We start from the raw sequence: 26,056 nt of genomic DNA on the forward strand, positions 1-26,056 counted from the left end.
CGAAGAGCGAGGTGCGCGGTGAGTACGGTGGTGCAGCCTTGTGCCCGCTGCGGGACACGCTGGGCGGTGCAGGGGTCGCCGATGCACTGGTGCCCGCGCTGCCGCGGCGTGCTGCTCTCTCCGGGGCCGATCGATGCCCCGCCGGAGCGCCGAAACTATCGCTGGATCGCGCGGCGGCCCGGCCGCCCCGCGCGGCCCGGACACGCCGCGGCCGGCGGACGCCGAGACACCGGCACGCCCCGCTACACGGAGATCCCCCGCTGGGGACTGTACGACCGGCCTGCTACCGATCGGGACCAGCAGAAGCCGCGTCCGCTCGCCACCCTGACCCGCTGGGCCTATGCCGCGTTGTCCGCCACCGCGCTGCTGTTCGGGGTCGCCGCGGTCGCCGAACTGGGCCGCTATCTCCTGCTCCTGCGCAATCGCACCCACCTCATCGAACCGCCCCTGCTGTGGTTCTCCGACGCGCTGGTGAACACCTCCGCGCTGTTCGCGTTGATCATGGCGCTGGTCGCCGCGGTGGCGGCGCTCGGCTGGCTGATCGAGACGCGCCGGGTGCTCTGCGCGGCCCAGGGGCGCAAGGACCCCAGATCGCCGCGCCTGCTCGCCCTCGGCTGCTTGGTTCCGGTGGTGAATCTCGTCCTTCCCGGGGTCTTCCTGACCGAAGCGGTAGCCGACCGCACCGATCCCCGCCCGCTGCGGGCCGTACGGATCTGGTGGGCCGTCTGGGTGCTCGGCGGTCTGGTCGCGGTGGCGGCCCTGTTCTGGCGCGGCGCCGATTCGCTGCAGGCCGAGGCGGACGGGGTGCTGTTCACAGCGGCTGCCGACGCGCTGGCTGCCGGGGTCGCGGTGCTTACCCTGTGGGTCATGCGCACGATCGAGGGTCGTGATCTGCGCGGTGCCGACCGGCTGGCCAGGCGCTGGGTGATCGCGGTCGATCCGGTCGAGCCGCTCATCGAGCCGGTGCATCCGGGGCCTGCCGCTACGGTGGGCACGGCGGCGGATGCCGGGACCGATGATTCCCGGGACGGCACCCAGAGGGCACTACAGGAGGTTGCGGCCAAGTGAGCGAGGGCAGTGGCGAGTCGGTCCAGGGCGGTCGCGCACCGTTCGTGGTCGCGCACCGGGGCGCCTCGGCGGCCCGCCCGGAGCACACCCTGGCCGCCTACGAACTCGCGCTGGAAGAGGGCGCCGACGGAGTGGAATGCGATGTCCGGCTCACCCGTGACGGTCATCTGGTCTGCGTGCACGACCGCACCGTGGACCGGACCTCGAGCGGTAGCGGTCTGGTCAGCGAACTCAGCCTGGCGGAATTGAAGGATCTGGACTTCGGGGACGGCAACCCGGCCGGTGTGCTGACGCTCAGCGAATTGATCGGCCTGGTGCTGGACTGGCGTAGTCGACCGACCAAGTTGTTCATCGAGACCAAACACCCGGTGCGGTACGGGTCGCTGGTGGAGAACAAGGTGCTGGCCGAACTGCAGCGGTTCGGTATCGCGACACCGGCCTCGGCCGCCCATTCCCGCGCGGTGGTGATGTCGTTCGCCGCCACCGCGGTCTGGCGGATTCGACGCGCGGCGCCGCTGTTGCCGACCGTCCTGCTCGGTGAATCGTCCCGCTACCTCGGCGGTAGCGCGGCCACCACCGTCGGCGCGACTGCGGTGGGCCCCTCGGTGAAAACCCTGCGGGACCATCCCGATCTCGTGGACAAGGCCGCGGCCGCCGGCCGGGCCACCTACTGCTGGACGGTCGACGAACCCGACGATATGCAGCTGTGCGCCGATCTCGGCGTGAGTTGGGTGGCCACCAATCATCCCGGCCGGGCGAAAGCCGTCCTGGCCAACGGTTGACGGCCGTACGCGCGAACAGCCGAAATGTGTGGCCTGCACGGGTCGCATGGTTCCGGCGTGTAACTTGACCAGCCGTGGGTAAGAGCAAACGCAATAGTCCGAAGCCCGGCGGCAACCGGGCCCAGCGTCTGGCCGAACGGCGGGCGGCGTTGCAGGAGGCCGAGCAGGCCGTGACCCGGCCCTTCGAAGGGTTGGCCGCCGAATGCGATCTGGTGGCACTGCGCGAGTTCGTCCCCTCGGCCACCGCCGAATTGAAGCTCGCGGACCATATCGCCGCCGAGCGCGCGGTAACGCTGGCCACCGTTCTCCCGGGTGCGGTCTCGGCGCTGGTACGGGCCGGAGAACAGCCGACCGGATATGTCGGCGTCCAGGTGCAGACGCCGAGTGCGGATCCGGGTGCCGATCTGGCGGCCTCGATTCTGTGGACGCAATCGGCCGAACCGGGTGAATCGCTGGCGGTCGCGCACGCCGCGCCGGGCGGTCCGGCGCTCTCGGACGTCATCGTGGCCGACGCGCCCCTGGCCCTGACGGTGCATCAGGATTTCGATTGGTGGGTTCCCGAAGGGGTGCAACCCGATCCGCAGGTCGCGGCCACCATCGAGCAGGCCAAAGATGCGATCATGCCGTCGGATCGGCTGGACCTGGGGCCGGGCGAGATCGGCGCCCCGTGGTGGGTCGACGCGGGAGAAAAGGCGCATCTGCGGTGGGTACGACCGGAGGCCGAGGATGATCTGATGCTGGCGCTGGCCCGCCTGCACGCCGCGGGCGGTCTGCATCTGGGCGAGGGATCCCGCTTCGCGGGTTCGTTCCGGACCCACGGGCTGCTGGTTCCGGTCTTCGATCTCGACCCGGAGCGGCACATCAGCGAATGGCGTTCGCCGGCAACGGAATTCGGAGCGCGATTGGCAGACGCGCTGGCCGTGGATTCCCCCTTGACCGCCGAACAGCGGCGCTCCCGGGACGGCTTGAGGTCGCGGCAGGTCACACTTCGCTGAATAAATCGGAGGATTTTCCGAAAAACTCTTCTTTCTGAGGCCGATCTCGGCTAGGTTTCAGAGGTCGCCGTTTCTGGAACCCCCGGCGACATCACGTCAGCCGACACAACGACCCGGCGCCGGCTGACGTACCGGAGCATCGGCCGCCCGACCTCGGCGCAGTAGGCCGGGACGGCCGATGCTCCCATCATCACCCGGACACGACACCGGAAACTCCCATCGGCTGCTCCCAGTGCGGTCCGCACCGGCGCCGACGGGAGACGGGCCGTCAACCGAAATCAGATATGACCGCCGGCCACCGACGGCGCGCCGGAGGCATACGAAGGATCGTCGCTCATCTCCCGGGCGATGAACTCCTCCAGATCGAACAGGTTCGAGCCTGCCCGATCGGCGACGGTCAGCAGGGTGGTCATCTTCGCGACCTCTTCCACCTGCTCCTTCAAGAACCACTGCATGAACTGCTCGCCGAGGTAATCGCCTTCCTCGCGGGCGGTGCTGGCCAGCTGGACGATCTGATCGGTGACCGTCTTCTCCTGATCGAGCGCCATCGCGATCGGCTCACGAGAATTCTCGAACTTCGACTTCGCCGCGTCGATACCGGCGACGTCGACGCTGATATCGCGATCCAGGAAGTACTGGACGATCATCATCGCGTGATTGCGCTCCTCGCGCGCCTGCGCGTAGAAGCGCTTCGCCAGCTGCGGGAGATCGGCGTTGTCGTACCACACGGCAATAGCGATGTACTGGTGCTCGGCATTGAACTCGTGCCGAATCTGATCGTGCAGCAGGCCATGGAATTTGCTGCGCGGGCTTTCCGGATGATTGGACATGCCTTGACATTAACGCCGAAAACACCCACTGTCATCCAAGTGCAGCCTTAATGAGGATAGTGTTGCCTCAACCAATTAAGGATAGTGTTGCCTTATTTATTCGGCCCCGAACCCGCCATTTTCGGAACGGAGCCACCGGCCGGTGCGGGCGACGAACGGAGCTCTCGCGCGACGAACTCCTCCACATCGAACATATCCCCGGCCGACCGGTCCAGCACGGTCAACAGAGTCGACATACCTGCGACATCCTGCTGTTCCCGGTCGAGCAGCCAGCTCACGAACCGCTCACCCAGGTAATCCCCCCACTCTCGTGCGACCCGCGCCAGCTCGGTGACCTGATCGGTCGATGTCTGCTCCCTGGCCAGTAGAAAAGCCACCGCGGCACGCGGGGATTCGAAAGTCTCCCGCACTTCCCCCAAACCGCCGATTGTGATCTCCAACTCACGGTCGATCAAATACTGAACAATGCGCAACGCATGCCCGCGATGCTCTTCGGAACGCCGATAACTGTGCCCGGCCAGTTGGGGTAACCGCTGAATATCGAAATACACGGCGGCAGCCAGATATTGCTGCGACACGGTCAGTCCGTGCCGCACCTGCGCCCGCAACAGCGCGATGAACGGTTGAGCCAGATCACTATCGTCCATAAGAGCAGTGTATTTGGAGCGGCTCCGCCGCTCGAGGTTCGGGCTGGAATTTTGGAGCGGCTCCGCCGCTCGAGGTTCGGCCCCCCAGACGCGGGCCGAACCCTTTCAGGGCCTCGTAAGACTCGGCGCTCGGGGGTAGGGGGGGAAGGGCTCGGCGAGATAGGCAAGCGGTCAGCAGTGGCCTACGGGCCGAGTCGTGCACGGACGTTACGGTCGTTGTGGATCAGTTGGCGGAGACTTCTTCGGGGACCGGATCGCCGTTTGCCAGGGCTTCGAAGAAGTTGCTTGCGTCCGGTTTCGCCCAGAGCACCACGTTCCCGCTGTCGGTGTCCTCGAACCCGCCCACGGGGACAGTGGTGGCGAGGGTGTCGCCACGTAGGGCCCAGGCCAGGCGGGCCAGGTCCCAGATGTGGTCGCCGGAGTCGACGGTCAAGGATTTTGCGGTATTGGTGGCCATGGGCCAGAGGGCGAAGGGGTTGGCGAGGGTGCCGGGGCTGGTGGCTTTCTCCAGGAGTGCGGAGAGGAACAGCCGCTGGTTGTTCATCCGGTCGATATCGGCGAGGGCGGTGGCGCGGGTCCGGACGAATCCGAGGGCCTGCGGTCCGTTCAGTTCCTGGCAGCCTGCGGGGATATCGAGGCCGGCGAGGGGATCGTTGATGGCCTGGGGGACACACAGGTCGATACCGCCCAGAGCGTCTACGACACCCGCGAAACCGGCGAAACCGATTTCGGCGTAGTGGTCGATGCGCAGGCCGGTCGCGGTCTCCACGGTTTGGGTGAGCAGGGGGGCGCCGCCGAAGGCGAAGGCGGCGTTGAGTTTGTCCTGGCCGTAACCGGGGATGCTGACGTAGGAGTCGCGGGGCAGGCTCACCAGTGTGGTGCGGCCGGACGGCGGGATGTGCACCAGGATGATGGTGTCGGTGCGCGGGTCACCGGCGTCGCCGCCGGTGGCCAGGCCCTCGGCCTGTTCGTCGGAGAGCCCGGATCTGCTGTCGGAACCGACCAGCAGCCAATTGGTGCCCGCGGTGTTGCCGACCCGGTCCTCGTATCCGCCCAGCGCGTCGATCCGGGTCAGCGAGCCGTCGAGTTTCACCACTGCGTAGACCAGGCCGAATACCAGCACCAGCAGGATTACCAGCAGCCAGCGGCCGATATGACGTTTGCGGCGGGGCCGGGGCCGGGGCGCCGCCCGGCCGCCGTAAGGCCGGTTCCCGCCGGGGGGTCCACCGGGAGGCGGTGGACGGCGGCGGTCTTCGCGCAAGGGTTGGGGCCGCTGGGTCGGAGCATGCTCGGCTCCCCGATAGGGCACCGGTCGCTGGGTGGGAGCGTGCGGACCCGGCGCACCTTTGGCGGGAGGCGGTCCGGGCCGGCGTCCGGACGGTGCGGCGCGGCCATCGGGCGACTGCGACCAGGCGCGGGGCGGTTCGTAGCGTTCGGTCGGACGACCGCGCTGCCCCGGGTTGCGGCGCATCATCTGGGGTTGTTCGGAGGGCGGAACTCCGCCCCGCGGCGGTGGCGGGACGGGGCCTCGCGCGGGCGGTCGTCCGGGGGTCCCGCTGTGCGGCGGCACCCGGCGCATCCGAGGGTCGTCGCCGTTCATCATCATCAGACTCTACTTATCGATCGGCCCCGGTTTCGTTAGCATCACGATTCCGAGCCGATCCCCAGGTGAAAAGGCATGGTCGGGAATAGGAGGGGTTACGGGCTTGTAAAGGGGGATTACCCCATCAAGGTAGCCACGACACCCGGTCGTGCAGCAGCCCGTAGCCGAGATAGGCGACCACGTCGATCAACGCATGAGCGATCACCAGCGGCCACAGCCGCCCGGTGCGCTGCCAATATCGGCCGAACACCACGCCCATGACGATATTGCCGATGCCGCCGCCGAGGCCTTGGTACAGGTGATAGCTGCCGCGTAGCAGCGCGGAGGCCGCCAGTGCGGAATTATCCGACCAGCCGAGCGCCCGCAGCCGGGTCAGCAGATATGCCACCACCACGATCTCCTCGGCCGCGGAGTTGGCACACGCGGAAAGGACCAGGGCGGGTAGGCGCCACCAGTGGTCGTCGAGGGCGTCCGGAACGATCGTCACGTTGATTCCCGACGCCTGCGCGATGAGGTACAGGCCCAGGCCCGGCAATCCGATCACGGCGGCCAGGGCCACCCCGTGCAGGACGTCGGGCCGGAATCGGACCCGGGCCAGGCCGATCGCACGCGGCGCGATCCCGCTGCGCCACAGCAGATACAGTCCCAGCCCCGCCCAGGCAGTCAGCCGCAGCACGCCGACGAGCTGGAACAGCAGGTCGAGTAGGGATTGGGCCGAGCGAGAGGAGTTCAGGGCGACCGTCTGGTCACCGACACCGCCGGGCGCCAAAGCGCTCTCGAGCAGGGAAAGTGCCGCGTTCAGGCCGCTGAGCCCGAAAGTGACACCCAGAACGACCAGGATCTCGAGCCGGATCTCCCGCTGTTCCCGGGTGCGGTCACCGACCGCGCTGCGCTCACCCATATGTCGAATCTAGGCGGTCACACCGCCGACCTGGGGCCGCCCGGTTCAGCCGCGTCGCAAGCCGTTCAGAAACGGGCAGCCGGCGAGAGTGCGGACCGCCCGGCCCAGGCCTTCGATATCTTCGGCGGGCGTCGCGAACGGCAGCCGGAAGTCGTGGTCGCCGTCGAGGCCCTCGATGCGCAGTGTGAGGCCGTACCGGTCGATCGCGAGTGGGTGGATACGGCCGTGCCGCAGTTTCGCGGGCAGATGACGGGCCAGCTGGGCCACCACATCGGCGTGGTCGGCGTCCAGATGCTGCAACCAGGCCGATTCCATCGAGCAGAACGGGTCGGGGGCGGCCAGGCGGAGCTCGTCGACGCAGACCGATTCGGCGCCTGACGAATCCGCCACGACGGCCGAGTTGAGTACCAGCCGCAAGAGGGTGGTGGTGTGGCCGATATCGAGGAGCCCGGGATGCGGGTACTCCTCGGCCACCGCGCTGACCAGCGTGCGCTGGGCGCGGCTCGGAACGCCGCGCACCCAGCCGCGCAGCCAGACCAGCGAGCGCACCGGCTCGCGCAACGGCAGCGGTGCGTGGTCGGTGAGTTCGAGGACCGCCGGGGCGCCCGCGATCTGCGTACCGGCGGCGTACACCGCGGCGCAATCGTTCGGGACCGCGAGCACGACGTCGCCGCACTGCCGTAGGTAATGGACCGCGACCGGAGCGGGGTCGGCTCCGGGTAGCGCCAGCATGGCCTGTTCGGCATGCGAACAGGCGCTGCGGACACGCTCGGCGGTGGACGGGGCGGGGGCGATCGGCGCCATGGGTACCTCCATTGCGGGCGTGCCCGACTTCACAAGGTCAATATTAGGTTAACCTAAGCTAAGTTAAAGTCGAGTGCGGCGCAAGGGGATCGCGCGACCGGAAACCACCGCCCACCGGGGCCACCGGTGGGCGTCTCGCCGTGTGTCCGGAGGCCCGGCGAATCCTGGTCGGGCCCCGCTTACGATCGGGGGGTGGTCGCACGTGAATCCCAGCCGGTACTCCTCGGGCTGACTGTTCCGAAACGCGCCGTCGAGCGTGGACTGGTCGACGGCCTGGCGGTGTCCGCGGGTCATTTCTCCGATGTGGAGCTCATCGATGCCGCCGACCGGGACGAACGGCTGGCCGACTTCCTGGCCGGCGCGGCGCACGGTGCGAACGGTTACGCGGTACGGACCGACGATCCCGACCGCGCTCTCGCGCTCATCGCGGCCACCGCGGCCGCGCTGTGCGGCGAAGATATCCGCGCTGCCCTGGCCCGGCCGGACCTCGCGTTCCTCGCCGGTCTGTCCAGCGGTGCCGTCGACGCGGTCCGGGACATGCTGCTGGGTATCGAAACCGCCGATCCCGAGGCGCTCGGCAGTGCGCTACGTGCCGCGCTGGACGGTCACGCTCCGGCCGCGTGACCACGCCGCACGTGCCGCCGCACCTGCCGCCGCCCGGCAGCCGGGCGGCTGGCACCGGCGGCTGGCACCGGCGGCTGGCACCGGCGGCTGGCACCGGCGGCTGGCACCGGCGGCTGGCACCGGCGGCTGGCACCGGCGGCTGGATGCGGTCGGCGGACTGCGGAAACGCTGAGTAGCGCCGCTGCATCGCGACCGCGACCGGCGCCGCGGCCCATCCCGCGAGCTCTGGTGGACGCCGGGTACTCGGCGCTGCTCGTGTGGACCGGAACCGTCCCCGGCCTGCTCGTACGACCGGCGCGGTCCGCACACCGCGTTCGGTTCATCCCGGGTCGACTATCCCGTCATCGACGGTCGGCCGGTCCTTCCCCTCCGGTGGCCAGCGGCCGGTGTGCGGTCACCAGTAGTCTCGTAGACGTGCCGCGTATCGCCTATTTCGGCCCGTCCGGAACCTTCACCGAGATGGCCCTCGCCGAATTCGAGACCTCCGGGTCGTTCGACGGACCCGTCGAGCGCGTCGCTGCGCCCAGCCAATCCGCGGCGCTGGATATGGTGCGCGCCGGCGCGGTCACCGCGGCCGTGGTCCCGATCGAGAGCTCAGTGGAGGGGTCGATCTCGGCGACGCTGGATTCGCTGGCCCTCGGCCCGCGGCTGCAGATCATCGCCGAAACCGAGCTGGAGGTGACCTTCACCATTTTGGCGCGGCCGGGAACAGAGGTCTCCGCCGTGCGCACGCTGGCGGCCTATCCGGTCGCGCTGGCGCAGGTCCGGGGCTGGGTCGGCCGCACCTGGCCCGAGCTCGGCATCCACACCTCCGATTCCAATGCCGCCGCGGCGGAGGACGTGCACGCCGGCTTGGCGGATGCCGCGGTGTCCACCGCGCTGGCGGGGGAACGGCTGGGTCTTTCGGTACTCGCTTCCGGAGTCGCCGACCATGACCAGGCGGTCACTCGCTTCGTGCTGGTGACGCTGCCGCGGGTGGCTCCCGCGCCGACCGGTACCGATCGCACCTCGATCGTGCTCGAGGAACTGCCGAATACACCCGGTTCGCTGATGCGCGCGTTCGCCGAATTCTCGACCCGCGGAGTGGACCTGACCCGCATCGAATCCCGGCCCACCCGGACGGGTATGGGCACCTATCGCTTCTATCTGGATTGTGTCGGCCATATCGAGGACGCCGCGGTGGCGGAGGCGCTGAAGGCTCTGCACCGCACGGCGCGCATCCGCTTCCTCGGTTCCTGGCCGGCCACCTCGGCGAACGGTAGTCCACCGCCGTCGGACGAGGAGGCCGCGTTCTGGCTGACCCAGCTACGGAAAGGGGTGGCCGACCTGTGACCGGCAAACTCGTTCTGGTGCGCCACGGTGAAACCGAAGGCAATGTCGCCAAGATTCTCGACACCAAACTCCCGGGTCTCCCGCTGACCGAGCGGGGCGCCGCCCAGGCGAAGGCCTTCGGCGCGAACCTGCTGACACCGCCGCGGGCACTGTTCCATTCACGGGCGCTACGTGCCCGCCAGACAGCGAGCTATATCGAGGCGGCCACCGGTATCGCCGCGCTCGAGCGTGACGGTATCCACGAGGTGCAGCTGGGGGAGCTGGACGGGCAGAGCAGTCAGGAGGCGCACGACCGGTTCCAGGCCGTGTACCGGCTCTGGCACGAGGGGCAGCTCACCGGCCGGACTCCGGGCGGCGAATCGGGGCAGGATGTACTCGATCGTTTCCTCCCGGAGGTCGCGCGGCTGCGCGCCGAGTATCTGGAAGACGGCGGGACCGGGAACGTTCTGCTGGTCACCCACGGCGCCGCGATGCGCCTGGTGGGCAAGACCCTGACCCGGGTGGCGCCGCCGTTCACCACCAACAATCACCTGGACAACACCGAGACGATCGAGTTGGCCCCGCTGCCCGGTGGCGGCTGGGAATGCGTGCGGTGGGGCCGGTTCACGCCGCCGTTCGGCGATAAGGCCGAATCGGGTGCCGACGATCCCATGGGCTGACCGCCGGCGGCACCCGTTCTAGGCCAGCGACGGATTTCGCGGGAAATCCGCGCGCTCGGGCAGCGAATTGATCAGGTCTTGGAGCGCTATCCGCAGCCGAGCTGTGGTTCCACTGCTGAACGACGACCATTTGGTGCCGTCGTCGGCGACGCTGGCGGTCGCAATGAAACGACCCGCGCGGGTATTGAACACGGCGATATGGTTTTCCGCGACATCCCGGCTGGCGTCGCCGTAGACGACACCGACTATTTCGGCGTGCGATTCGCAATGCGCCATCGCCGAGGCGATGGTCTGCGCGTCGCGTGCGGGGTTGCCGACCTTCGCGAGCCGGGCGGCGGTGGCCGCCGGATCGCCCGCATCGTCGAAGATCGGCACCACCTGCTCGGTCGGAGCGTTCATACCGGTGAGCTCCAGCGCTTCGGCCGGACCGAGCGCCGAGAGGACCGGTCCGGGAAGGTCTTCGCCGGCTTCGTCGATCACGTAGGAGTCCGGCCCGCGGAGGGCGACGGTGACCAGATCATCGCCCTTCGCCAGGCACATCCGGCTCACCTGACCGTCGACGATCAGGCGTAGCGCCACCACCCAGTGCGGCCGGTACAGGCCCCGCAGCCGATCCTCGAGTTCCGGATGGACCTGCTCACCGTCGAGCAGGTCACGCTCCCGGAGGAGCTGCGCCGCCGCGTCCATCGCCTTGTCGTGGTCGACCTGATTGTCGTAGCGACCCATCGCGTTCAGAACGACGGGTACCTCGTCGATCTCCAGTTTCTCCAGGAGATACTGCATTTCGTCGAGCGACAGCACGACCGCCGCGAGCATCGACGGCCCCCGCCCCGCACCGAGCACTGTCACTTGCCCGGTCGGGGAGGTTCGCCGCCGCCGATCACGCCGTCGGCGATATAGCGACCGTCGGCGAAGTGATCGCCGCGCAGGTAGTCGGCCGCGTCGTGATCCTGATCCTCTTCGCCGTTCGCGCCACGGGAATTGCCCATCAGCGGACCGCTGTTGGCGCCGGTACCCGCCGGACGGACCGGCGCGGTCTCGCCGCGGGTCAGCGCCACGTTCTCGGCGGCGGGGGCGGTGGCGTTCGCGGCCGGGGCGCCCCAGCCCTCGGGAACCTTCAGTCCGCCGTTGTTGAGGCCCAGTGCCGAGCCGGAGGGCAGTCCGCCGGTCCGGGTGGCCGCCGCGGTGGTGGCCGCCACCGCACCGGTCACCAGGCCGGGAACGGCGAGGGAGGGCGCCGTGGCGGGCGCGGACGTGGTGGCGGCGACGAGGGCGTTGGCACCCAGATTGCCCACGGTGGTGACACCGGTACTCGCCACCGAACCGGCCACATGCGCGGCCTGGGTCGCGGCGCTGGCCAGCCCCGGGTTCTGCGCCAGTGCGGTACCGGCCGCGGCCAGCATCTTCACCGGATCACCGTTGGCCTCCTGCATGGCCTGATCGGCCGGGCCCGTATCGGCGCGACCCGCACCGTTGGCGATCGGCGGCGGGGTGAGGAATTCGCCCGGGGTGAGCACGGTGGCGGAGACGGCCGCCTCATAGGTCTCCATGGTGAGCGCGGCGCGCAGATCCAGGGCGGCCTTGGCGGCCTCGGCGATCTCGGAGGAGCCGTTCAGCACGCCGCCGGTGGAATGCGCGGCCGCGCGGGCCGTGTTCACCGCGATGATTTCCGGCAGGCTCGGCATGGCGATGGAGGCGACGGTGTAGGCGGTGGCCTGCGAGGCCGCCTTGGTGCCGAGGGCCGCCGCCATCGTGCCCTGCTGTTCGGCCCATCCGGTGAAGCCGACGAGCCGGGCCAGTGCGCCGATACCGTTGATGCTCTGCATACCGACCCCGAGCTCCGCCATGACGCGGACCACCGTGGCGGTGGCGTCCACCCAGGCTCCGGTGAGCGTGCCCCAGGCGCCGGCGGCCGCCGACATCGGAATGGCGTGTGAGCCGGCGTTCAGTGCGATCGAATTGCCCTCGGCGAGTCTGGGCAGCCAGAACACCCCGGTGATACCTGCGGTCATGCTTGTTTCTCCCCTTGTGAACTAACGATGGTGGATCGGTCGGCCAGTGGTGCCCGGCGGCTCGGGTCGAGCCGTGATCGCCGCGGCGGCATGGGCTCAGGCGGCGATCGAACCGAACGCCCCGCCGGTGAGCGTGAGCACCCCGGCCGAAGCGGCGTCCTGGGCGAGGTACTGGGCGAGTTGGGTGCGCAGGATCGCGGCCGTGTGGTGCAGTTCGAGAACGGCCTGGGCGAGAGAGGTCTGGTGGGTGGCGGCGCCCTTGTTCATATGCATGGCGCCGTGCAGTGAGGCCTCGTCCGCGCCGGACGGTGCTACATAGGTCGCGGGTACGGTGGCCGCGGCCACGCCCGACAGCCGGTCGGCGAGTAGATCGAGTTCGACCGCGGCGGCGAGGATGAGCTCGGGTGTGACGTCGACGTTGCCAATCATGTCCTCGACTCCTTCTGGTGGCGGCTCTTGGGCGGAACCACGAGAATTCCCCCTACGAGTACATTGGACGCGATACCCCCGCGAGCGGTTCCATCGAATCCACAACTTTCTTCCGGCTCGGTCCGGCGCGGCGTCCGTGAGTTCCCCTGCAGGACTGCCGCATGTACCGGATAGAGCTTAACCCCATCCCAGCTGATGGAGCCGGTCTTCGTCAATCCCGAAATAGTGTGCGATTTCGTGGATCACGGTGATTCGCACTTCTTCGACCACCTGTTCCTCGTCGTCGCACACCTCGAGCAGAGCGTCGCGATACACCGTGATCGTGTCGGGAAGCGAACCACCGTAGTGACTGTCGCGTTCGGTCAGCGCGATTCCGTGATAGAGCCCCAGCAGATGCGGCTCGTCCGGATTACGCGGCTCGATCAGCACGACCACATTGTCGATGGCGCGGGCCAGCTCCGGAGGTATCAGATCCAGTGCGTCGCCGACCAGCTCCTCGAAACGGTCCTCGGACATGACCACCGACATGCGCGGGCTCCGGTTACCGCGGTACGGGCCGCGGTTCCGGCTGCGGGGGCAGCGGCGCCGCGCCCGGCAGCGGTTCGGGGGTGGACCTTCCGGAATTCGGCGGCGGTACGGGTTCCTGGCCGTTGATCAGGAGGCGGCCGCGGGCCGGTCCCACGAGCGGCGCGAAACCTTCCTGGTCGGCGCCCTTTCCGACCATGCAGTTGAGCTGGCGGCTACCGGCGAGCCAACTGCGCGCGTCGATGTAGTCGAAGAACACCGTGAGGGTCTTGTCCCGCAGTACATGCGGCCCGCCGAGGTAGTCGTTGGTGGTGCGGCCGCACTCCTCCTCCAGGAACTGGTCCTGGTCGGCCTTGGTCGGCGGTCCACCCTGGAACCGGCCGGAGAGATCCACCGTGGCGGCGATCTCGACCGCGTGCTCCTGGGTGCAGTCGACCGGGTCGGTCGGCAGGTTCTGGTTGATTCCGAGGCAGACACCGGGTTCGTACACCTTGGACTGGTCGCCTTCGGCCACCCGGCCGGTCTTGGGTAGCGGGCTACCGCTCAGCCCGGGGACCTGCAGACCGCAGCGCAGCATCCGGTCACCGGAATTGGTCCAGCCGTCGTTGCTCGGATACATCAGGCCCACCGCGTATTTGCCGCGCGGATCGAAGCGGCCGTTGAGATAGCGCTGTGCGGCGGGTACGCAATGTTCCTCGCGAAGTTCGGTGAGCCGCAGCGAATCCGGCCAGACCGCGTCCGGGCCGAACTCCGTGCCCGGGTATTCGCTCAGATCGACGGTATCGGTGACCTCGAACAGATGCTCGTCGGCGCAATCCAGTTCGACCAGATCGGAGTGATCCGGTTTGGTCCAGGTCAGGCAGTCGCCGGTGGCGACGGAGGCGAAAACCTTGTCCGCTTTGGCCACCGCGCCACCCGGACTGCGCGCCTGCAGGTTGGAGTCGTTGTCGAATCCGCTGAGCATCATGGTGAGCAGCGCGGCGACGACGGCGCCCACGGCGACTGCGAGCAGACTCCAGCGCAGCTGCGGCGCCGCTATCCGTTTGACCCGGCTCGTGCCGGGTCCGGAACCGCGCTCGCCGCCCGCGGCGGACCCGCCGGGCCGGCGCCCGCCGGGAGCACGGCCGGGCGGATCGAACGATGCCGGACCGCCGGGCCGGCGTCGCGCGGAATCGGTCTTGCGACCGCGACCCGGGCGGGCGGCACGCGAGCGCAACGATTGGGCGCCGCGGGGGCCGCGCCGGTTGGTGGGCTCATCTTCGGAGGACATCGCGGTCCATCATGGCAGCGCGGTACCCGAACGTGCCACGAACCCGGCCGATCGGCCCCGGCGGGTCGCGGACGAACCTCCGCGAACGGAGGTCGGGGCGATACTCGGTTGAGGCTCCGGAACGGCGACCATTACGCTGGTCAGCCATGATCGACCTCCGACTCCTGCGCGATGATCCCGAGCTGGTCCGCGCCTCGCAGCGAGCCCGGGGCGAGGACCCGGCGCTCGTCGACGCGCTGCTCACCGCCGATTCCGCGCGCCGGTCCGCGATCGCCACCGCCGACCGGCTGCGGGCCGAGCACAAGACCATGGGCAAACAGGTCGGCAAGGCGAGCAAGGAGGACCGGCCCGCCCTGCTGGCGCAGGCGCAGGAGATGTCGGTCAAGGTCAAGGAGGCCGAAACCGCCCAGCACACCGCCGAGGCCGAACTGCAGGGCGCGCACCGCGCGATCTCGAATGTCGTCCAGGAGGGCGCGCCCGCCGGCGGCGAGGACGATTTCGTCCTGCTGGAGACGGTCGGCGCGGTACCCGAGTTCGATTTCACCCCGCGTGATCATCTGGACCTCGGCGAAGCGCTGGGGCTGATGGATATGGAGCGCGGCGCCAAGGTGTCGGGGTCGCGGTTCTACTTCCTCACCGGTTACGGCGCGCTGCTGCAGCTGGGCCTGCTGCAGCTGGCCGCCCAGCGCGCCGTCGCCAACGGCTTCACCATGATGATCCCGCCCGTGCTCGTGCGTCCGGAGATCATGGCCGGGACCGGTTTCCTGGGTCAGCACTCCGCCGAGGTGTACCACCTGGAAGAGGACGATCTGTACCTGGTGGGGACCTCGGAGGTGCCGCTGGCCGGTTATCACTCCGACGAGATCCTCGACCTCTCGGCCGGACCCAAGCGGTACGCGGGCTGGTCGTCGTGTTTCCGGCGCGAGGCCGGCAGCTACGGCAAGGACACCCGGGGCATCATCCGGGTGCACCAGTTCGACAAGGTCGAGATGTTCGTCTACTGCCGTCCCGAGGACGCCGATGCCGAACATCAGCGGCTGCTGGCCTGGGAGCGGGAGATGCTGGCGGCCATCGAGGTGCCCTATCGGATCATCGATGTGGCGGCGGGTGATCTGGGCAGTTCCGCCGCGCGGAAGTTCGACTGCGAGGCGTGGGTGCCGACCCAGGGCACCTATCGGGAGCTCACCTCGACATCGAACTGCACCACCTTCCAGGCCCGGCGGCTGTCGGTCCGCTATCGCGACGAGAACGGGAAACCGCAGACAGCGGCGACTTTGAACGGCACTCTCGCCACCACACGCTGGATCGTCGCGCTGCTGGAGAACCACCAGCAGGCCGACGGTTCGGTGCGGGTGCCGGCCGCGCTGGTGCCCTTCGTGGGCACCGATCTGCTGACCCCTCCGAGCTGACGCGGTTGGCCACGACCAGCCCGGGGTACTCGATATCCCCGGTTGACCACGCGATCGACGATCCCGTTGTTTAGGCTGTTCATCGTGCGAGGAAGCGGGTCTCGCGGCGATACCCGGACGCGGGTACGGGCCGCGTCTGGTGTGGCGACGGCCATGGTCATGTCCCGGACCACCGGGGCCTTCTACGTGATGGGCGGCGCACTGGGGCTGCTGGTGACCGCGATAGCGCCCACACAGGTGCTTTTCCCGGGCGACGAAGGCAACCGGTGGCTGGTCGGTTCGGCGGCGGTGGTGGCGCTGTTGCTGGGGATAAGCCTGCTCGGATGGGGCCCCCGGATGCCGCATTGGGTGCATCACGGCTATGTGGTGATGGCGACCCTGCTGGTGACGATCGCCGTGCACTCGTTCCCGAATACCGTCGCGGCGATCACGCTGGCCTCGTTCTATGTCTTCGTCGCCTGTGACGCGGCGTTGTTCTTCGCGTGGTCGCAGGCCGCGGCCCATATCGCGCTGTGCATGGCGCTGTGCCTGTGGGTCCTGCCGACCCGGGCCGGTCTGCCGTGGTGGTCCGGAGTGATCCCGGCCGGGATCACCTTCGGGGTGGGCGTGGTGGTCGGAATCCTCACCCGGATGGCGTCGGAGGCCGATATCGACACCCTGACCGGTCTGCTGAACCGGCGTGGCTTCGACCGGGCGCTCAATACGGCGATCGAACAGGCCGACCGCTCCGGCCAGGCACTGGCGCTGGTGCTGGTGGACCTGGACCGCTTCCAGAAGGTCAACGATCATCTCGGGCACCGCGCGGGCGACGCGGTCCTGCAGCGGGTGGCCGATACCTGGGCCGGTCTGCTGGGGCCGGGGCAGCGGCTGGCCCGGTACGGCGGTGATGTCTTCGCGGCGCTGCTGCCCGGCACCACCGAACAGGCCGCCATCCTGCTGACCGAACAGCTGCGGGCCGCGGTGACTACCGGCTGTTCGGCCGGCGTCACCTCATGGCAGCCGGGCGAATCGGCGTCGCTGCTGGTCAGCCGCGCCGATGTGGGGCTGTACCGGGCCAAGCAAGCGGGCCGGAACCGGACGGTGCTGGAATCGGGGCACCGCACACCGCTGGCCGTGGAACTGCGTGAGGCGATCGACAACGGCAGTCTCGACGTGCACTATCAGCCGATCGTGAGCCTCGGTGACGGCGGCGACAAGGCGGTCGGCGTGGAGGCGCTGCTGCGCTGGTCCTCCAGCGCGCAGCCGGATGTGACCACCGAGGGGCTGATCCGGGTCGCCGAGGAGTACGACCTCATCGCCGATCTGGACGAACTGGTGCTGCGCCGCGCCTGCGCGGACGCCGCCCAGCTGCAGGACACCTTCGCCGCGCTGGACCTGACCCTGAATGTGAACGTCAGCGGTCTGGAGCTGGCGGAGACGGGCTACGCGGACAAGGTCGCGGGGATCCTGGAGAGCACCGGATGGCCGGCGGATCAGCTCGTCCTCGAGGTGACCGAAACCGAGCTGGCCGCCGAATCGGATACGGCCATCGCCAATCTGCACACCCTGCGCGACCGCGGGGTCCGGATCGCCATCGACGATTTCGGCACCGGCTATTCCTCGCTGAGCCGCTTGGCGACCCTGCCCAGCGACATCATCAAGGTGGATCAGTCGTTCGTCGCGGCGATCCGCTCCGATTCACCGGCGCCGCCGCTGCTCGGCGTGATCGCGGCGCTGAGCAAATCGCTGGATCTGCAGGTGATCGCCGAGGGCGTCGAAACCGAGCACCAGGCCGCGGTGCTCACCGAACTGGGTTTCGCGCTGGCGCAGGGCTACCACTACAGCGATTCGCATCCGGTGGCCGATCTGATCAGCGATATGAACCGGGGGCAGCTCCGTTCGGCGGATCCGCGCGCGCTGGGCGCTCCGGCGGACAACAACGGTTGGATCCCGCTGTAGCGCCCGCCGGGATCTCGCCGCGGTATCTCGGAAAACGCTTGACCTGCGTGCTCCCTGCGCGAATGCTGACGATATGCGAATGATCTTCTACCACCGTTGAGTCGAGCCCACCGGCTCCGATCGGGAGGCAGGACTGCGCTCGCTGACACTGCGCGCGACGTTGTTCGCCGCGACAGGCGACCTGATCCCGTACTACGGGCTCTATGCCCTGCTGTTCGCCGACCACGGGTTCGGCCCGGGTCAGATCTCGCTGCTGCTCGCGCTCTGGTCGGCTACCGCCTTCGTCTGTGAGGTCCCCTCCGGTGCGTGGGCCGATACGGTGTCGCGTCGCGGTCTGCTGATCGCCAACGGCCTGCTGATGACCGCCGGTTTCGTGCTGTGGACCGCGGCCCCGTCGTATGCCGGGTTCGCGATCGGGTTCGTCCTGTGGGGGCTGGCGGGCGCATTGCGGTCGGGCACCTTCGAGGCCCTGCTCTACGACGAACTCACCGCCCGGGGCGAATCCCGTGCCTACGCGCGCGTACTCGGCTACACCAGGTCGGGCAGCGAACTGAGTGCGGTCATCGCGATCCTCGCCGCGACGCCGCTGTATCTGTGGGGCGGGTACGAGCTGGTCGGCTGGGCCAGTGTGGGCTGCGCGGTCCTGCATACGGTGCTGGCGCGCAGTCTGCCCGCCGCGCCGAAATCGGTCTCCGCCGCCGAAGTGGGCGATCTCGACGAAGACGATTCCGGTGAACCGGCCGTGCTCACGCCCAGCCCCCGGCCCGCCACCGCCGAACCCGCCGGGGCGGGTGGACCGGATGGTTCCGGAACCTTCCGGCGGTACCTGCGGATGCTGCGCACCGGAGTCGGCGAAGCGGTGCGGGTGCGGACGGTGCGGTACGGGGTGGCGCTCGGCGCTCTGCTGTACGGGATCACCGCGTTCGACGAGTACTTCGGCCTGGTCGCCGGGGAGGCCGGTGTGGCGACAGGGGTGGTTCCGGTCCTGGTCGGGGTGACGGTGCTCGGATCGCTGGCGGGTTCGCTGCTGGCGGGCCGGACCGAGGCGATGAGCGCGCGGACGATGTCGTGGGCCCTCAGCGGCGCCGGTGTCCTGTTCGGGTCCGGTGCGCTGGTGGCCGGGGCGGCCGCGGACCGGCCGGGGGCGGCGTATGCGCTCACCGCACTCGGTTTCACGGCGCTGGCCGCCGCGTACGGGATCACCTACAACGCGGGGATCATCGCCGAGGCACGGTTGCAGGACGCCATCACCGGGCCCGCCCGGGCCACCGTCATGTCGGTGGTCGGGCTGCTGGAGGAGTTGGTCGCGCTGGCGGTATTCGGGTTCGTCGCGGTGGTGACGCTGTGGCTGCCGATGTCGTCGACGATCGCCGCACTCGGTCTCGCGCTGGTCGCGATCGGTTTGCTGACACCGTCGTGGCTGCCGTCCCGATCGGCGCCCGAGGTCCCGGCGCCGGCTCCGCCGGGTGATACCGCGCCCGGATCCCTCGACTCGGCTCCGGGCGATGACCTGCCCTGACCGATATGGACCCCCTGCTGCCGAGTAGCCGGGGAAAATCCGTCGTGACCAGTGCCGGAACGAGTTCGACCGGCGCCCGGCCGGGCGGGTGGACGCCGGGCCGTCGGTAGGGTTTCGATCATGGTGTGGCGGCAGTGGGGTCTCGGGCTCGGACTACTCATCGGCGCCGGGGTCGCGACACAGGGACGTATCAACGGGGAGCTGGGGGCCCGATTGCAGGACGGCGTCGCCGCGGCGGTAGTGAGTTTCGGTACCGGATTCGCCGTGCTCGCGGTGGCCGTGCTGCTGAGTTCCCGGCTTCGAACGGGGTTGCGGGAGGTCCGCGGCGCGGTGGCGGCCCGCGAACTGCGACCCTTCCAGCTGCTGGGTGGTTTGTGCGGGGCGATGTTCGTGGCGAGCCAGTCGCTGACGGTCGCCGCGATCGGAGTCGCCGCGTTCACCGTCGCGGCGGTCACCGGTCAGTTGCTCAGCAGTCTGCTGGTGGACCGGCTGGGGGTGGGACCGGGTGGTCGCACCCCGGTCACACCGGCGCGGATCGCGGGCGCCGCGCTCGCGGTGGTCGCGGTCCTGGCGGCCGGCTCCGGCGGATCCGGTTCGAAGACGATCGACACCTCGGACTGGCTGGCCGGAGTCCCCGCGCCGCTGTTGCTGGCACTGCCCGCGGTGGCCGGATTCGGGTTGGCGTGGCAACAGGCGTGGAACGGCCGGATCGGTACGAGCGGTAGCCCGTTCGCCGCCACGGTGATCAATTTCGCGGTGGGCCTGGTCGGGTTGCTGATCGTGGAAGCGCTGGTCCTGTTCGCGGTGGGACCGCCCGCCGAATTCCCGCGGGAACCGTGGCTGTATCTGGGTGGGGTGATCGGAGTGGTTTTCATCGCGGCCGGGGTGCTGGTGGTGCGCTGGCTGGGGGTGCTGCTGATGGGATTGAGCACGGTCGCCGGCCAGCTCTCGGCGTCGCTCGCACTGGACTGGATGCTGCCCACCGGTGCGGAGTTGTCGGCGGTGAAGATCGCTGGCTGCGTGCTCACCCTGATCGCGGTGGTGGTCGCGGCCCGCTCCGCGACACCGGAAGACTCGCGGACAACGACCTGACGCGGCGGCCACCGGATAACCATCCGGCGGCCGCCGCGCGTGCCCGGCGCGAATACCCGGTCAGTGGGTGGGGCGGAAGTTGCGCAGGCGCAAGCTGTTGCTGACCACGAAGACCGAGGAGAATGCCATCGCGGCGCCCGCGAGCATCGGATTGAGCAATCCGGCCATCGCCAGCGGGATCATGGCCACGTTGTACCCGAAGGCCCAGAACAGGTTGCCCTTGATGGTGCCCAGGGTGCGCCGGGCCAGCCGGATCGCGTCGGGGGCCGCGGTGAGGTCGCCGCGGACCAGCGTCAGGTCGGCGGCCTCGATGGCGATATCGGTGCCGGTGCCGATGGCCAGTCCCAGGTCGGCGCGGGCGAGGGCGGCCGCGTCGTTGACACCGTCGCCGACCATCGCGACGACCTTGCCCTCGCCTTGCAGGCGTTCGATCACCGCGACCTTGTCCTGCGGCAGCACCTCGGCGATCACCTCGTCGATCCCCACCTCGGCGGCGATGGACCGCGCGGCGGTGGCGTTGTCGCCGGTCAGCATGATCGGGGTGAGACCCAGGGCGCGCAGCCGCGACACCGCCTCGGCGGAGGTCGGTTTCACGGTGTCGGCGACGACGAGCACCCCGCGCACCTGTCCGTCCCAGCCGACCGCCACCGCGGTCCGGCCCCGGCTCTCGGCCGTGCGCATGGCCTGCTCCAGCTCGGCATCCGGGTACAGGGCGTAGTCCGCGAGCAGACCGGGCCGCCCGACGACCACCGCATGCCCGTCGACGAGGCCCTCGACGCCGAGCCCGGCGGTGCTGCGGAAATTCTCCACCGGCCGGAGTTCACCGACCCGTTCCCGCGCACCGGCGGCGATCGCGGCGGCGATCGGATGTTCGGAGGAATCCTCGAGCGACCCGGCCAGCCGCAGCACCTCACCGGTGTCCGCACCGGCGGCGGCGATCACGTCCACGAGCGTCATCCGGCCGGTGGTGACGGTGCCCGTCTTGTCCAGGACCACGGTGTCGACGCGCCGGGTGGACTCCAGTACCTCCGGTCCCTTGATGAGAATGCCGAGCTGCGCGCCGCGGCCGGTGCCGACCATCAGAGCGGTCGGGGTCGCCAGGCCCAGCGCACACGGGCACGCGATGATCAGGACCGCGACCGCGGCCGTGAACGCCGCCGCCACCGACCCGCCGGTGCCGAGCCAGAACCCGAGCGTCGCCACCGCGAGCGCGATCACGATCGGTACGAACACTCCGGAGATCCGGTCGGCCAGCCGCTGGGCCTGTGCCTTTCCGGACTGCGCGTCCTCCACCATCTGCGCCATCCGGGCGAGCTGGGTATCGCCGCCGACCCGGGTCGCGCGGACGGTCAGCCGTCCGCCGACGTTCACGGTCGCGCCGGTGACGGTATCGCCCGGGCCGACCTCCGCGGGTACCGGTTCGCCGGTCAGCATGGATACGTCCACCGCGGACGAACCGTCGGCGACCACGCCGTCGGTGGCGATCTTCTCCCCGGGCCGCACGACGAAACGGTCGCCGACGGCGAGCTGATCGACCGGTATGCGCTGCTCGACCCAGGTGTCCGTAGCGGCGCCGGGCCGCAGCACCGAGACTTCCTTGGCGCCCATTTCCAGTAGCGCGCGCAGCGCCGCGCCGGCCCGTCGCTTGGACCGCGCTTCGAAATAACGACCGGCCAGGATGAAGGTGGTGACCCCGGCGGCGGCCTCCAGGTAGATGCTGCCGGTGCCGTCCATCCGGGCGATGGTGAACTCGAACGGGTGGGTCATGCCCGGCGTGCCCGCGGTGCCCCAGAACAGGGCATACAGCGACCAGCCGAACGCGGCCAGGGTGCCCAGGGAGACCAGGGTGTCCATGGTGGCGGTGGCGTGGCGCAGGTTGGTCCAGGCGGCCCGGTGGAACGGCCACGCGCCCCAGACCACCACCGGTGCGGCCAGGGTGAGCGAAAGCCACTGCCAGTTGGTGAACTGCAGCGCCGGGATCATCGCCATCGCGATCACCGGCACGGTCAGCACCAGCGAGATCAGCAGCCGGGTGCGCAGTGCGGCGGTGGGGTCGGCCGGTTCACCCGCTTCCGGTTCGGCGGCGGGCGGTTCCGGAAGAGCGGCGGTGTAGCCGGTCGCCTCGACCACGGCCACGAGGTCCGCGGGGGCGAGGGTGGCCGGGTAGTGGACCCGGGCCTTCTCGGTCGCGTAGTTGACGGTCGCGGTGACGCCGTCGAGCCGGTTGAGCTTCTTCTCGATGCGGTTGGCGCAGGAGGCGCAGGTCATTCCGCCGATCACCAGTTCGACCTGATCGGTCGGTGTGGCGGTGCTCGCCGGGGTGGTTTCGTGTGCCTGGGTGGTCATCGTCTGTGCTCCGTGGCCGGTATCAGTGGCCGTGGCCGTTGTCGGTGGGGGCGGTCGGGGTTTGCGCGCCGTGCGGCTCGCCGGGGTGTGCGGCGGCTACCGGGACGGTGAATTCGGCCCGGCGCACCGCTCCGTCGTGGCGGAATTCGAAGAACAGCCGGTAGTCGCCCGTACCGGGTGCCGTCACCGCGAAGGTTACGCCCGGCCCGGCCGGTGTGGTCCCGTCACCCGGGTGGCCGGCCGGGTGGACGTGCAGATAACCGAGGTCGGTGGTCCGCAGGGCCACGAGATGACCGTATGCGCCCAGGTACGGCTGCAAATCGGTGACCGGCTTCCCGCCGCGGGTGACGGTGAAGGTCGCCTCGGTGTGCGCACCGGGTGCGAGGTCTCCGGTCAGTTCGACGGTGTAGTCGCCGGTGGTCGCGGTGGTGGCGGGCGCCGGGAGCGGCCGGGGCACGTAGTTCCCGCCGACCCGCAGGTCGGTGCCGAGGGTGAACGGTGCGCCGTCGGCGGTCACGAAGTCGGCGAAGACCCGGTAGTCGCCCGCGCCGGCGAGGTCGACCGGTGTACTCCAGGTTCCGTCCGCGCCGAGTGTGGGGTGCAGGTGCCGGTACCCGGAGGTATCGCGGCGCACCACGATCAGGTGCAGGTCTTTTTCGTGTTCACGGGTGTACCGCGTGACCGGGCGGCCCGCGCTGTCCTCGATACGGAAGCGCAGGGTGTGGTCGCGGCCGGCGGTGGTGATCGGCTCCTCCAGCACCAGGGTGTATCCGCCCGCGCTGTCGGTCAGGCCCCCGGGACCGGAGGCGCCGGGCTCGTCGGTGGCCGCGCCGTGCTCCTCGGGCTCGGTGCCGGGGTTACCGACCAGGGCGCCGGCCCCCAGCGCGACGCCGAACAGGGCGACAAGTCCGAGCGCGAATCCCGCGAACTTCGTCGACGTACTCATCGGATGCTCCATCCATCGATCATCGGCGGTCTGTACCGCCCTCTCGCCGATTACGATACCCCCCTAGGGTATTTTGTCAATCATGCTCGTGGGGGCATGGAAATGCGTCGAAATGGTTCCGGCAGAGGGTGGCGGTGGCAACCGGAATCGGCCATTTCTGCCGCTGCGTCCGTGGTCCGGCCGGGATCCACACTCCTGCGCCACCCCCTTGTTCTGGATTGGTGCCAGGGGGGACGGAGGGTGTTGGCCCGGCCGGGCCGGTAAGACGCGGCCCGCCGGTGCGGGGGCGCGCGCCGCGCCGTAGGACGACGGACGGGTTGCGGGGCGGATGGTGGTCCGCGTCCCCGGCTGGTCGTAACCGACGTCGGTGGTTGTCGTCCGACGTGGCCGGACGGTGTCGCGCAGTCCGGCCGGTTCGCGGTGCTGCGGTGCGGTCGCCGGTGAACCGAGGGCCAGGAGCACGGTGTCGCGGCGAGGGTGAGCGACCCGACGGCTACCGGGCCGGTGGCGGCGTGAACCCATAGGGGGTATGCGGGAGCAGGTTCCCCGCAGCAACGCGTACGCAGATCGGCTACGCGGCGCCGGCGCTGCTGGTCTCGGGTGGATGGGCGGCTGCCGTTGCCCGGCGTGCCCGCGCTAAGGGCGTTTCGCCCGGCGGCGCGCGTACTCCTCGGCCTCCAGCACGGCGGCCTGATCGAGGGTGGGCGCACTGCCACCCAGCCGGGCCGGAACCCACGGTTCACCGGCGGGCATCGGATAGCCCTCTTGCGCGGCGGACAGCAGTTCGCCCATACGGGTGCGCAGAGTGCCGGTGACCTCGGCGACCGAATCCGCGGCGGGCAGCGGTTCGCCGATCCGGATATGGATCGGGAAATGATGACGCCCCAGCTGTTTCGGGAAACCCTTGGTCCAGATCCGCTGCGCGCCCCAGATGACGATCGGGATGATGGGCGTGCCCGATTCCTGCGCCATCCGCGCCGCGCCCGATTTGAATTCCTTCAGTTCGAAGCTGCGACTGATGGTGGCCTCCGGATAGACCACGACCAGTTCGCCGTCCCGCAGCGCCGTCACCGCCCGGCCGTACGACTGCGCACCGGCCGAGCGGTCCACGCCGATCGCCTTGCAGTGCTTCATCAGGAAGCCGACGACGCCGTGCTCGAGTTCGGCCTTCATCATGTACCGCACATTGCGGCCCGAGCGGCGTCCCACGACTCCTACCTGCATGAAATCCAGGTAGGCCGTATGGTTCACCGCCAGGACGGCGCCACCGGTACGTGGGATATGTTCCTGGCCGCGGATATCTATCCGCAGGCCCTGCACGAAATCGACGGTGTGCACCAGCCCGGCGAGGACATCGAAAACCGGCTCCCGTGCCATCGTCTGCTCCTGATCACTACCCCGCGGATACGCCCGCGCGCGGCCACCACCCTGCTTCGGCGGAACCGATTTTACGCGCCGGAGTCGTCCTGGCCGGCTCGTTTGCGAGCCGCCCGCTCTTCGGTCTCGGCGGCATCCAGGGCATTGGCTTCCTCGAGCGTGGGCGCGCCGCCCCCGAGCCGTGCCGGAACCCAGTACGCGCCGGGCTCGTGGACATAGCTCTCCTGCAGTCCGGCGAGCAGTTTCTGCATGGTGACCTTGAGTTCGGCGGTCAGTTCGGCCGCCGGCTCGGAGGGCGGGATCGGTTCGCCGACGGCGATGGAGATGGGCGTGTTGGTGCGGCCCAGCCGCTTCGGATGCCCCTTGGTCCAGACCCGCTGCGCGCCCCAGATGACGATCGGGATGATCGGCACATCGGCCTCGATGGCCATCCGCGCGGCACCGGACTTCAGATCCTTGATCTCGAAGCTGCGGCTGATGGTGGCCTCGGGGTAGACGCCGACGAGTTCGCCGCTACGCAGGTACTCCACCGCCGATTTGTAGGAGTCGGAGCCGGCGGTCCGGTCGACGGGAATATGTTTGAGCGCCCGCATGATCGGTCCGGAGACCTTGTTGTCGAACACCTCGTGCTTGGCCATGAACCGGATATAGCGCTTGGGTGTGCGCACCGGGAGCCCCGCGTAGGTGAAGTCCATGTACCCGGTGTGATTGACCGCCAGCACCGCGCCGCCGCGGGCGGGAATGTTCTCGTCGCCGGTGACGGTGAATTTCAGGCCTTCGAGGAAGAAGACGGTCCGGGCCAGGCCGATGATCGTCCGGTAGACGGGTTCCACAAGTCCGCTAGCGTAGTCGCTGCCATGATGACCGGCAGCGTCCGGCCCGCCGCGCGATGCCCGTCCGGGTTGTCCGGATCCGTGCGGAACCGGATCAGCCGAGGTGTATCGCACG

At 69.3% G+C, this 26,056-nt stretch carries 24 protein-coding genes; 10 read left to right on the forward strand and 14 right to left on the reverse strand.

The window, feature by feature from the left end; all coding sequences use genetic code 11:
* Nucleotides 1-18: 18 nt before the first annotated feature.
* From AB0F41_RS19495 to AB0F41_RS19505, 3 genes are all read left to right on the forward strand, one after another.
* Entirely contained in the window at nt 19-1,068 is a 1,050-nt protein-coding gene (locus AB0F41_RS19495) for a DUF4328 domain-containing protein (protein ID WP_357425672.1), read from the forward strand.
* Nucleotides 1,065-1,850 carry a glycerophosphodiester phosphodiesterase gene (locus tag AB0F41_RS19500; RefSeq protein WP_357425674.1) on the forward strand — a complete coding sequence of 262 codons (786 nt, stop codon included), beginning with the start codon at nt 1,065-1,067 and terminating at the stop codon, nt 1,848-1,850. Before AB0F41_RS19495 ends, AB0F41_RS19500 begins: the two co-directional genes overlap by 4 nt.
* A gap of 74 nt (nt 1,851-1,924) precedes the next feature.
* Nucleotides 1,925-2,845, forward strand: coding sequence for a DUF5926 family protein (locus AB0F41_RS19505; protein ID WP_357425676.1), 921 nt, complete (start codon nt 1,925-1,927; stop codon nt 2,843-2,845).
* Nucleotides 2,846-3,123: 278 nt separating this feature from the next.
* On the opposite strand, the gene AB0F41_RS19510 is transcribed toward AB0F41_RS19505, so the two are convergent.
* From AB0F41_RS19510 to AB0F41_RS19530, 5 genes are all read right to left on the reverse strand, one after another.
* Nucleotides 3,124-3,675 (reverse strand): ferritin, encoded by a 552-nt coding sequence (locus tag AB0F41_RS19510; RefSeq protein ID WP_357425678.1) that lies wholly within the window; start codon nt 3,673-3,675, stop codon nt 3,124-3,126.
* 92 nt (nt 3,676-3,767) lie between these two features.
* Nucleotides 3,768-4,322: a ferritin-like domain-containing protein gene (locus tag AB0F41_RS19515; protein ID WP_357425680.1), complete on the reverse strand. Its 555-nt coding sequence runs from the start codon at nt 4,320-4,322 to the stop codon at nt 3,768-3,770.
* Nucleotides 4,323-4,545: 223 nt separating this feature from the next.
* Nucleotides 4,546-5,796, reverse strand: a complete 1,251-nt coding sequence (locus AB0F41_RS19520; RefSeq protein WP_357425682.1) for an LCP family protein — start codon at nt 5,794-5,796, stop codon at nt 4,546-4,548.
* 253 nt (nt 5,797-6,049) lie between these two features.
* On the reverse strand, nt 6,050-6,826 hold the full coding sequence (locus AB0F41_RS19525; protein ID WP_357425684.1) for a CPBP family intramembrane glutamic endopeptidase: 777 nt from the start codon (nt 6,824-6,826) through the stop codon (nt 6,050-6,052).
* A gap of 45 nt (nt 6,827-6,871) precedes the next feature.
* A complete protein-coding gene (locus AB0F41_RS19530; protein WP_357425760.1) occupies nt 6,872-7,630 on the reverse strand; it encodes a DUF2470 domain-containing protein in 759 nt (252 codons plus the stop codon).
* Between the two features lie 192 nt (nt 7,631-7,822).
* On the opposite strand from AB0F41_RS19530, the gene AB0F41_RS19535 reads away from it, so the two are divergent.
* The 3 genes from AB0F41_RS19535 (at nt 7,823) to AB0F41_RS19545 (ending at nt 10,245) form a co-directional block, all read left to right on the forward strand.
* Nucleotides 7,823-8,254 (forward strand): hypothetical protein, encoded by a 432-nt coding sequence (locus AB0F41_RS19535; RefSeq protein WP_357425686.1) that lies wholly within the window; start codon nt 7,823-7,825, stop codon nt 8,252-8,254.
* Between the two features lie 414 nt (nt 8,255-8,668).
* Nucleotides 8,669-9,586 carry a prephenate dehydratase gene (pheA, locus tag AB0F41_RS19540; RefSeq protein WP_357425688.1) on the forward strand — a complete coding sequence of 306 codons (918 nt, stop codon included), beginning with the start codon at nt 8,669-8,671 and terminating at the stop codon, nt 9,584-9,586.
* Nucleotides 9,583-10,245: a histidine phosphatase family protein gene (locus AB0F41_RS19545; RefSeq protein WP_357425690.1), complete on the forward strand. Its 663-nt coding sequence runs from the start codon at nt 9,583-9,585 to the stop codon at nt 10,243-10,245. The genes pheA and AB0F41_RS19545 overlap by 4 nt, the downstream gene beginning before the upstream one ends.
* 18 nt (nt 10,246-10,263) lie before the next feature.
* Here AB0F41_RS19545 and AB0F41_RS19550 read toward each other — a convergent pair whose 3' ends face one another.
* The 5 genes from AB0F41_RS19550 to AB0F41_RS19570 form a co-directional block, all read right to left on the reverse strand.
* Nucleotides 10,264-11,094 (reverse strand): ESX secretion-associated protein EspG, encoded by an 831-nt coding sequence (locus tag AB0F41_RS19550; RefSeq protein WP_357425692.1) that lies wholly within the window; start codon nt 11,092-11,094, stop codon nt 10,264-10,266.
* On the reverse strand, nt 11,091-12,257 hold the full coding sequence (locus AB0F41_RS19555) for a PPE domain-containing protein (RefSeq protein WP_357425694.1): 1,167 nt from the start codon (nt 12,255-12,257) through the stop codon (nt 11,091-11,093). Before AB0F41_RS19555 ends, AB0F41_RS19550 begins: the two co-directional genes overlap by 4 nt.
* Before the next feature lie 96 nt (nt 12,258-12,353).
* A complete protein-coding gene (locus tag AB0F41_RS19560; RefSeq protein WP_357425696.1) occupies nt 12,354-12,686 on the reverse strand; it encodes a PE family protein in 333 nt (110 codons plus the stop codon).
* Between the two features lie 177 nt (nt 12,687-12,863).
* Nucleotides 12,864-13,214, reverse strand: coding sequence for a metallopeptidase family protein (locus AB0F41_RS19565; RefSeq protein WP_357425698.1), 351 nt, complete (start codon nt 13,212-13,214; stop codon nt 12,864-12,866).
* Between the two features lie 13 nt (nt 13,215-13,227).
* Complete coding sequence (locus AB0F41_RS19570; RefSeq protein ID WP_357425700.1) at nt 13,228-14,481, reverse strand: septum formation family protein; 1,254 nt, start codon at nt 14,479-14,481, stop codon at nt 13,228-13,230.
* A gap of 146 nt (nt 14,482-14,627) precedes the next feature.
* Here AB0F41_RS19570 and serS point away from each other — a divergent pair, with 146 nt between their 5' ends.
* The 4 genes from serS to AB0F41_RS19590 all read left to right on the forward strand — a co-directional run bounded on the left by serS (nt 14,628) and on the right by AB0F41_RS19590 (nt 20,439).
* On the forward strand, nt 14,628-15,890 hold the full coding sequence (serS, locus tag AB0F41_RS19575; RefSeq protein WP_357425702.1) for a serine--tRNA ligase: 1,263 nt from the start codon (nt 14,628-14,630) through the stop codon (nt 15,888-15,890).
* 159 nt (nt 15,891-16,049) lie between these two features.
* On the forward strand, nt 16,050-17,828 hold the full coding sequence (locus AB0F41_RS19580; protein WP_357425704.1) for a bifunctional diguanylate cyclase/phosphodiesterase: 1,779 nt from the start codon (nt 16,050-16,052) through the stop codon (nt 17,826-17,828).
* Between the two features lie 160 nt (nt 17,829-17,988).
* Nucleotides 17,989-19,347, forward strand: coding sequence for an MFS transporter (locus AB0F41_RS19585; protein WP_357425706.1), 1,359 nt, complete (start codon nt 17,989-17,991; stop codon nt 19,345-19,347).
* A gap of 120 nt (nt 19,348-19,467) precedes the next feature.
* The gene (locus AB0F41_RS19590) at nt 19,468-20,439 is read left to right on the forward strand and encodes a DMT family transporter (RefSeq protein ID WP_357425708.1); all 972 of its coding nucleotides are present in this window, start codon (nt 19,468-19,470) and stop codon (nt 20,437-20,439) included.
* 60 nt (nt 20,440-20,499) lie between these two features.
* Here the strand turns inward: AB0F41_RS19590 and AB0F41_RS19595 are convergent, their stop codons facing one another.
* The 4 genes from AB0F41_RS19595 to AB0F41_RS19610 form a co-directional block, all read right to left on the reverse strand.
* The gene (locus AB0F41_RS19595) at nt 20,500-22,785 is read right to left on the reverse strand and encodes a heavy metal translocating P-type ATPase (RefSeq protein ID WP_357425710.1); all 2,286 of its coding nucleotides are present in this window, start codon (nt 22,783-22,785) and stop codon (nt 20,500-20,502) included.
* A 22-nt stretch (nt 22,786-22,807) separates the two neighbouring features.
* Entirely contained in the window at nt 22,808-23,731 is a 924-nt protein-coding gene (locus AB0F41_RS19600) for a hypothetical protein (protein ID WP_357425712.1), read from the reverse strand.
* A gap of 636 nt (nt 23,732-24,367) precedes the next feature.
* Nucleotides 24,368-25,108 (reverse strand): lysophospholipid acyltransferase family protein, encoded by a 741-nt coding sequence (locus tag AB0F41_RS19605; RefSeq protein WP_357425713.1) that lies wholly within the window; start codon nt 25,106-25,108, stop codon nt 24,368-24,370.
* A gap of 71 nt (nt 25,109-25,179) precedes the next feature.
* The gene (locus AB0F41_RS19610; RefSeq protein ID WP_357425714.1) at nt 25,180-25,941 is read right to left on the reverse strand and encodes a lysophospholipid acyltransferase family protein; all 762 of its coding nucleotides are present in this window, start codon (nt 25,939-25,941) and stop codon (nt 25,180-25,182) included.
* Nucleotides 25,942-26,056 lie beyond the last annotated feature (115 nt).

Origin of the sequence: Nocardia sp. NPDC024068 (assembly GCF_040638875.1) — a bacterium.
In the GTDB taxonomy this organism is placed as follows: Bacteria; Actinomycetota; Actinomycetes; order Mycobacteriales; family Mycobacteriaceae; genus Nocardia.

Excerpts from the sequence above, each read along its gene's own strand:
- AB0F41_RS19520 (WP_357425682.1), bottom strand. The coding sequence starts at position 5,796 with ATGATGCGCCGCAACCCGGGGCAGCGCGGTCGTCCGACCGAACGCTAC.
- AB0F41_RS19605 (WP_357425713.1), bottom strand. The coding sequence starts at position 25,108 with ATGGCACGGGAGCCGGTTTTCGATGTCCTCGCCGGGCTGGTGCACACC.
- AB0F41_RS19530 (WP_357425760.1), bottom strand. The coding sequence starts at position 7,630 with ATGGCGCCGATCGCCCCCGCCCCGTCCACCGCCGAGCGTGTCCGCAGC.
- AB0F41_RS19515 (WP_357425680.1), bottom strand. The coding sequence starts at position 4,322 with ATGGACGATAGTGATCTGGCTCAACCGTTCATCGCGCTGTTGCGGGCG.
- AB0F41_RS19555 (WP_357425694.1), bottom strand. The coding sequence starts at position 12,257 with ATGACCGCAGGTATCACCGGGGTGTTCTGGCTGCCCAGACTCGCCGAG.
- AB0F41_RS19590 (WP_357425708.1), top strand. The coding sequence starts at position 19,468 with ATGGTGTGGCGGCAGTGGGGTCTCGGGCTCGGACTACTCATCGGCGCC.
- AB0F41_RS19565 (WP_357425698.1), bottom strand. The coding sequence starts at position 13,214 with ATGTCGGTGGTCATGTCCGAGGACCGTTTCGAGGAGCTGGTCGGCGAC.
- AB0F41_RS19525 (WP_357425684.1), bottom strand. The coding sequence starts at position 6,826 with ATGGGTGAGCGCAGCGCGGTCGGTGACCGCACCCGGGAACAGCGGGAG.
- serS (WP_357425702.1), top strand. The coding sequence starts at position 14,628 with ATGATCGACCTCCGACTCCTGCGCGATGATCCCGAGCTGGTCCGCGCC.
- AB0F41_RS19560 (WP_357425696.1), bottom strand. The coding sequence starts at position 12,686 with ATGATTGGCAACGTCGACGTCACACCCGAGCTCATCCTCGCCGCCGCG.
- AB0F41_RS19595 (WP_357425710.1), bottom strand. The coding sequence starts at position 22,785 with ATGACCACCCAGGCACACGAAACCACCCCGGCGAGCACCGCCACACCG.
- AB0F41_RS19510 (WP_357425678.1), bottom strand. The coding sequence starts at position 3,675 with ATGTCCAATCATCCGGAAAGCCCGCGCAGCAAATTCCATGGCCTGCTG.
- AB0F41_RS19580 (WP_357425704.1), top strand. The coding sequence starts at position 16,050 with ATGTCCCGGACCACCGGGGCCTTCTACGTGATGGGCGGCGCACTGGGG.
- AB0F41_RS19600 (WP_357425712.1), bottom strand. The coding sequence starts at position 23,731 with ATGAGTACGTCGACGAAGTTCGCGGGATTCGCGCTCGGACTTGTCGCC.
- AB0F41_RS19570 (WP_357425700.1), bottom strand. The coding sequence starts at position 14,481 with ATGTCCTCCGAAGATGAGCCCACCAACCGGCGCGGCCCCCGCGGCGCC.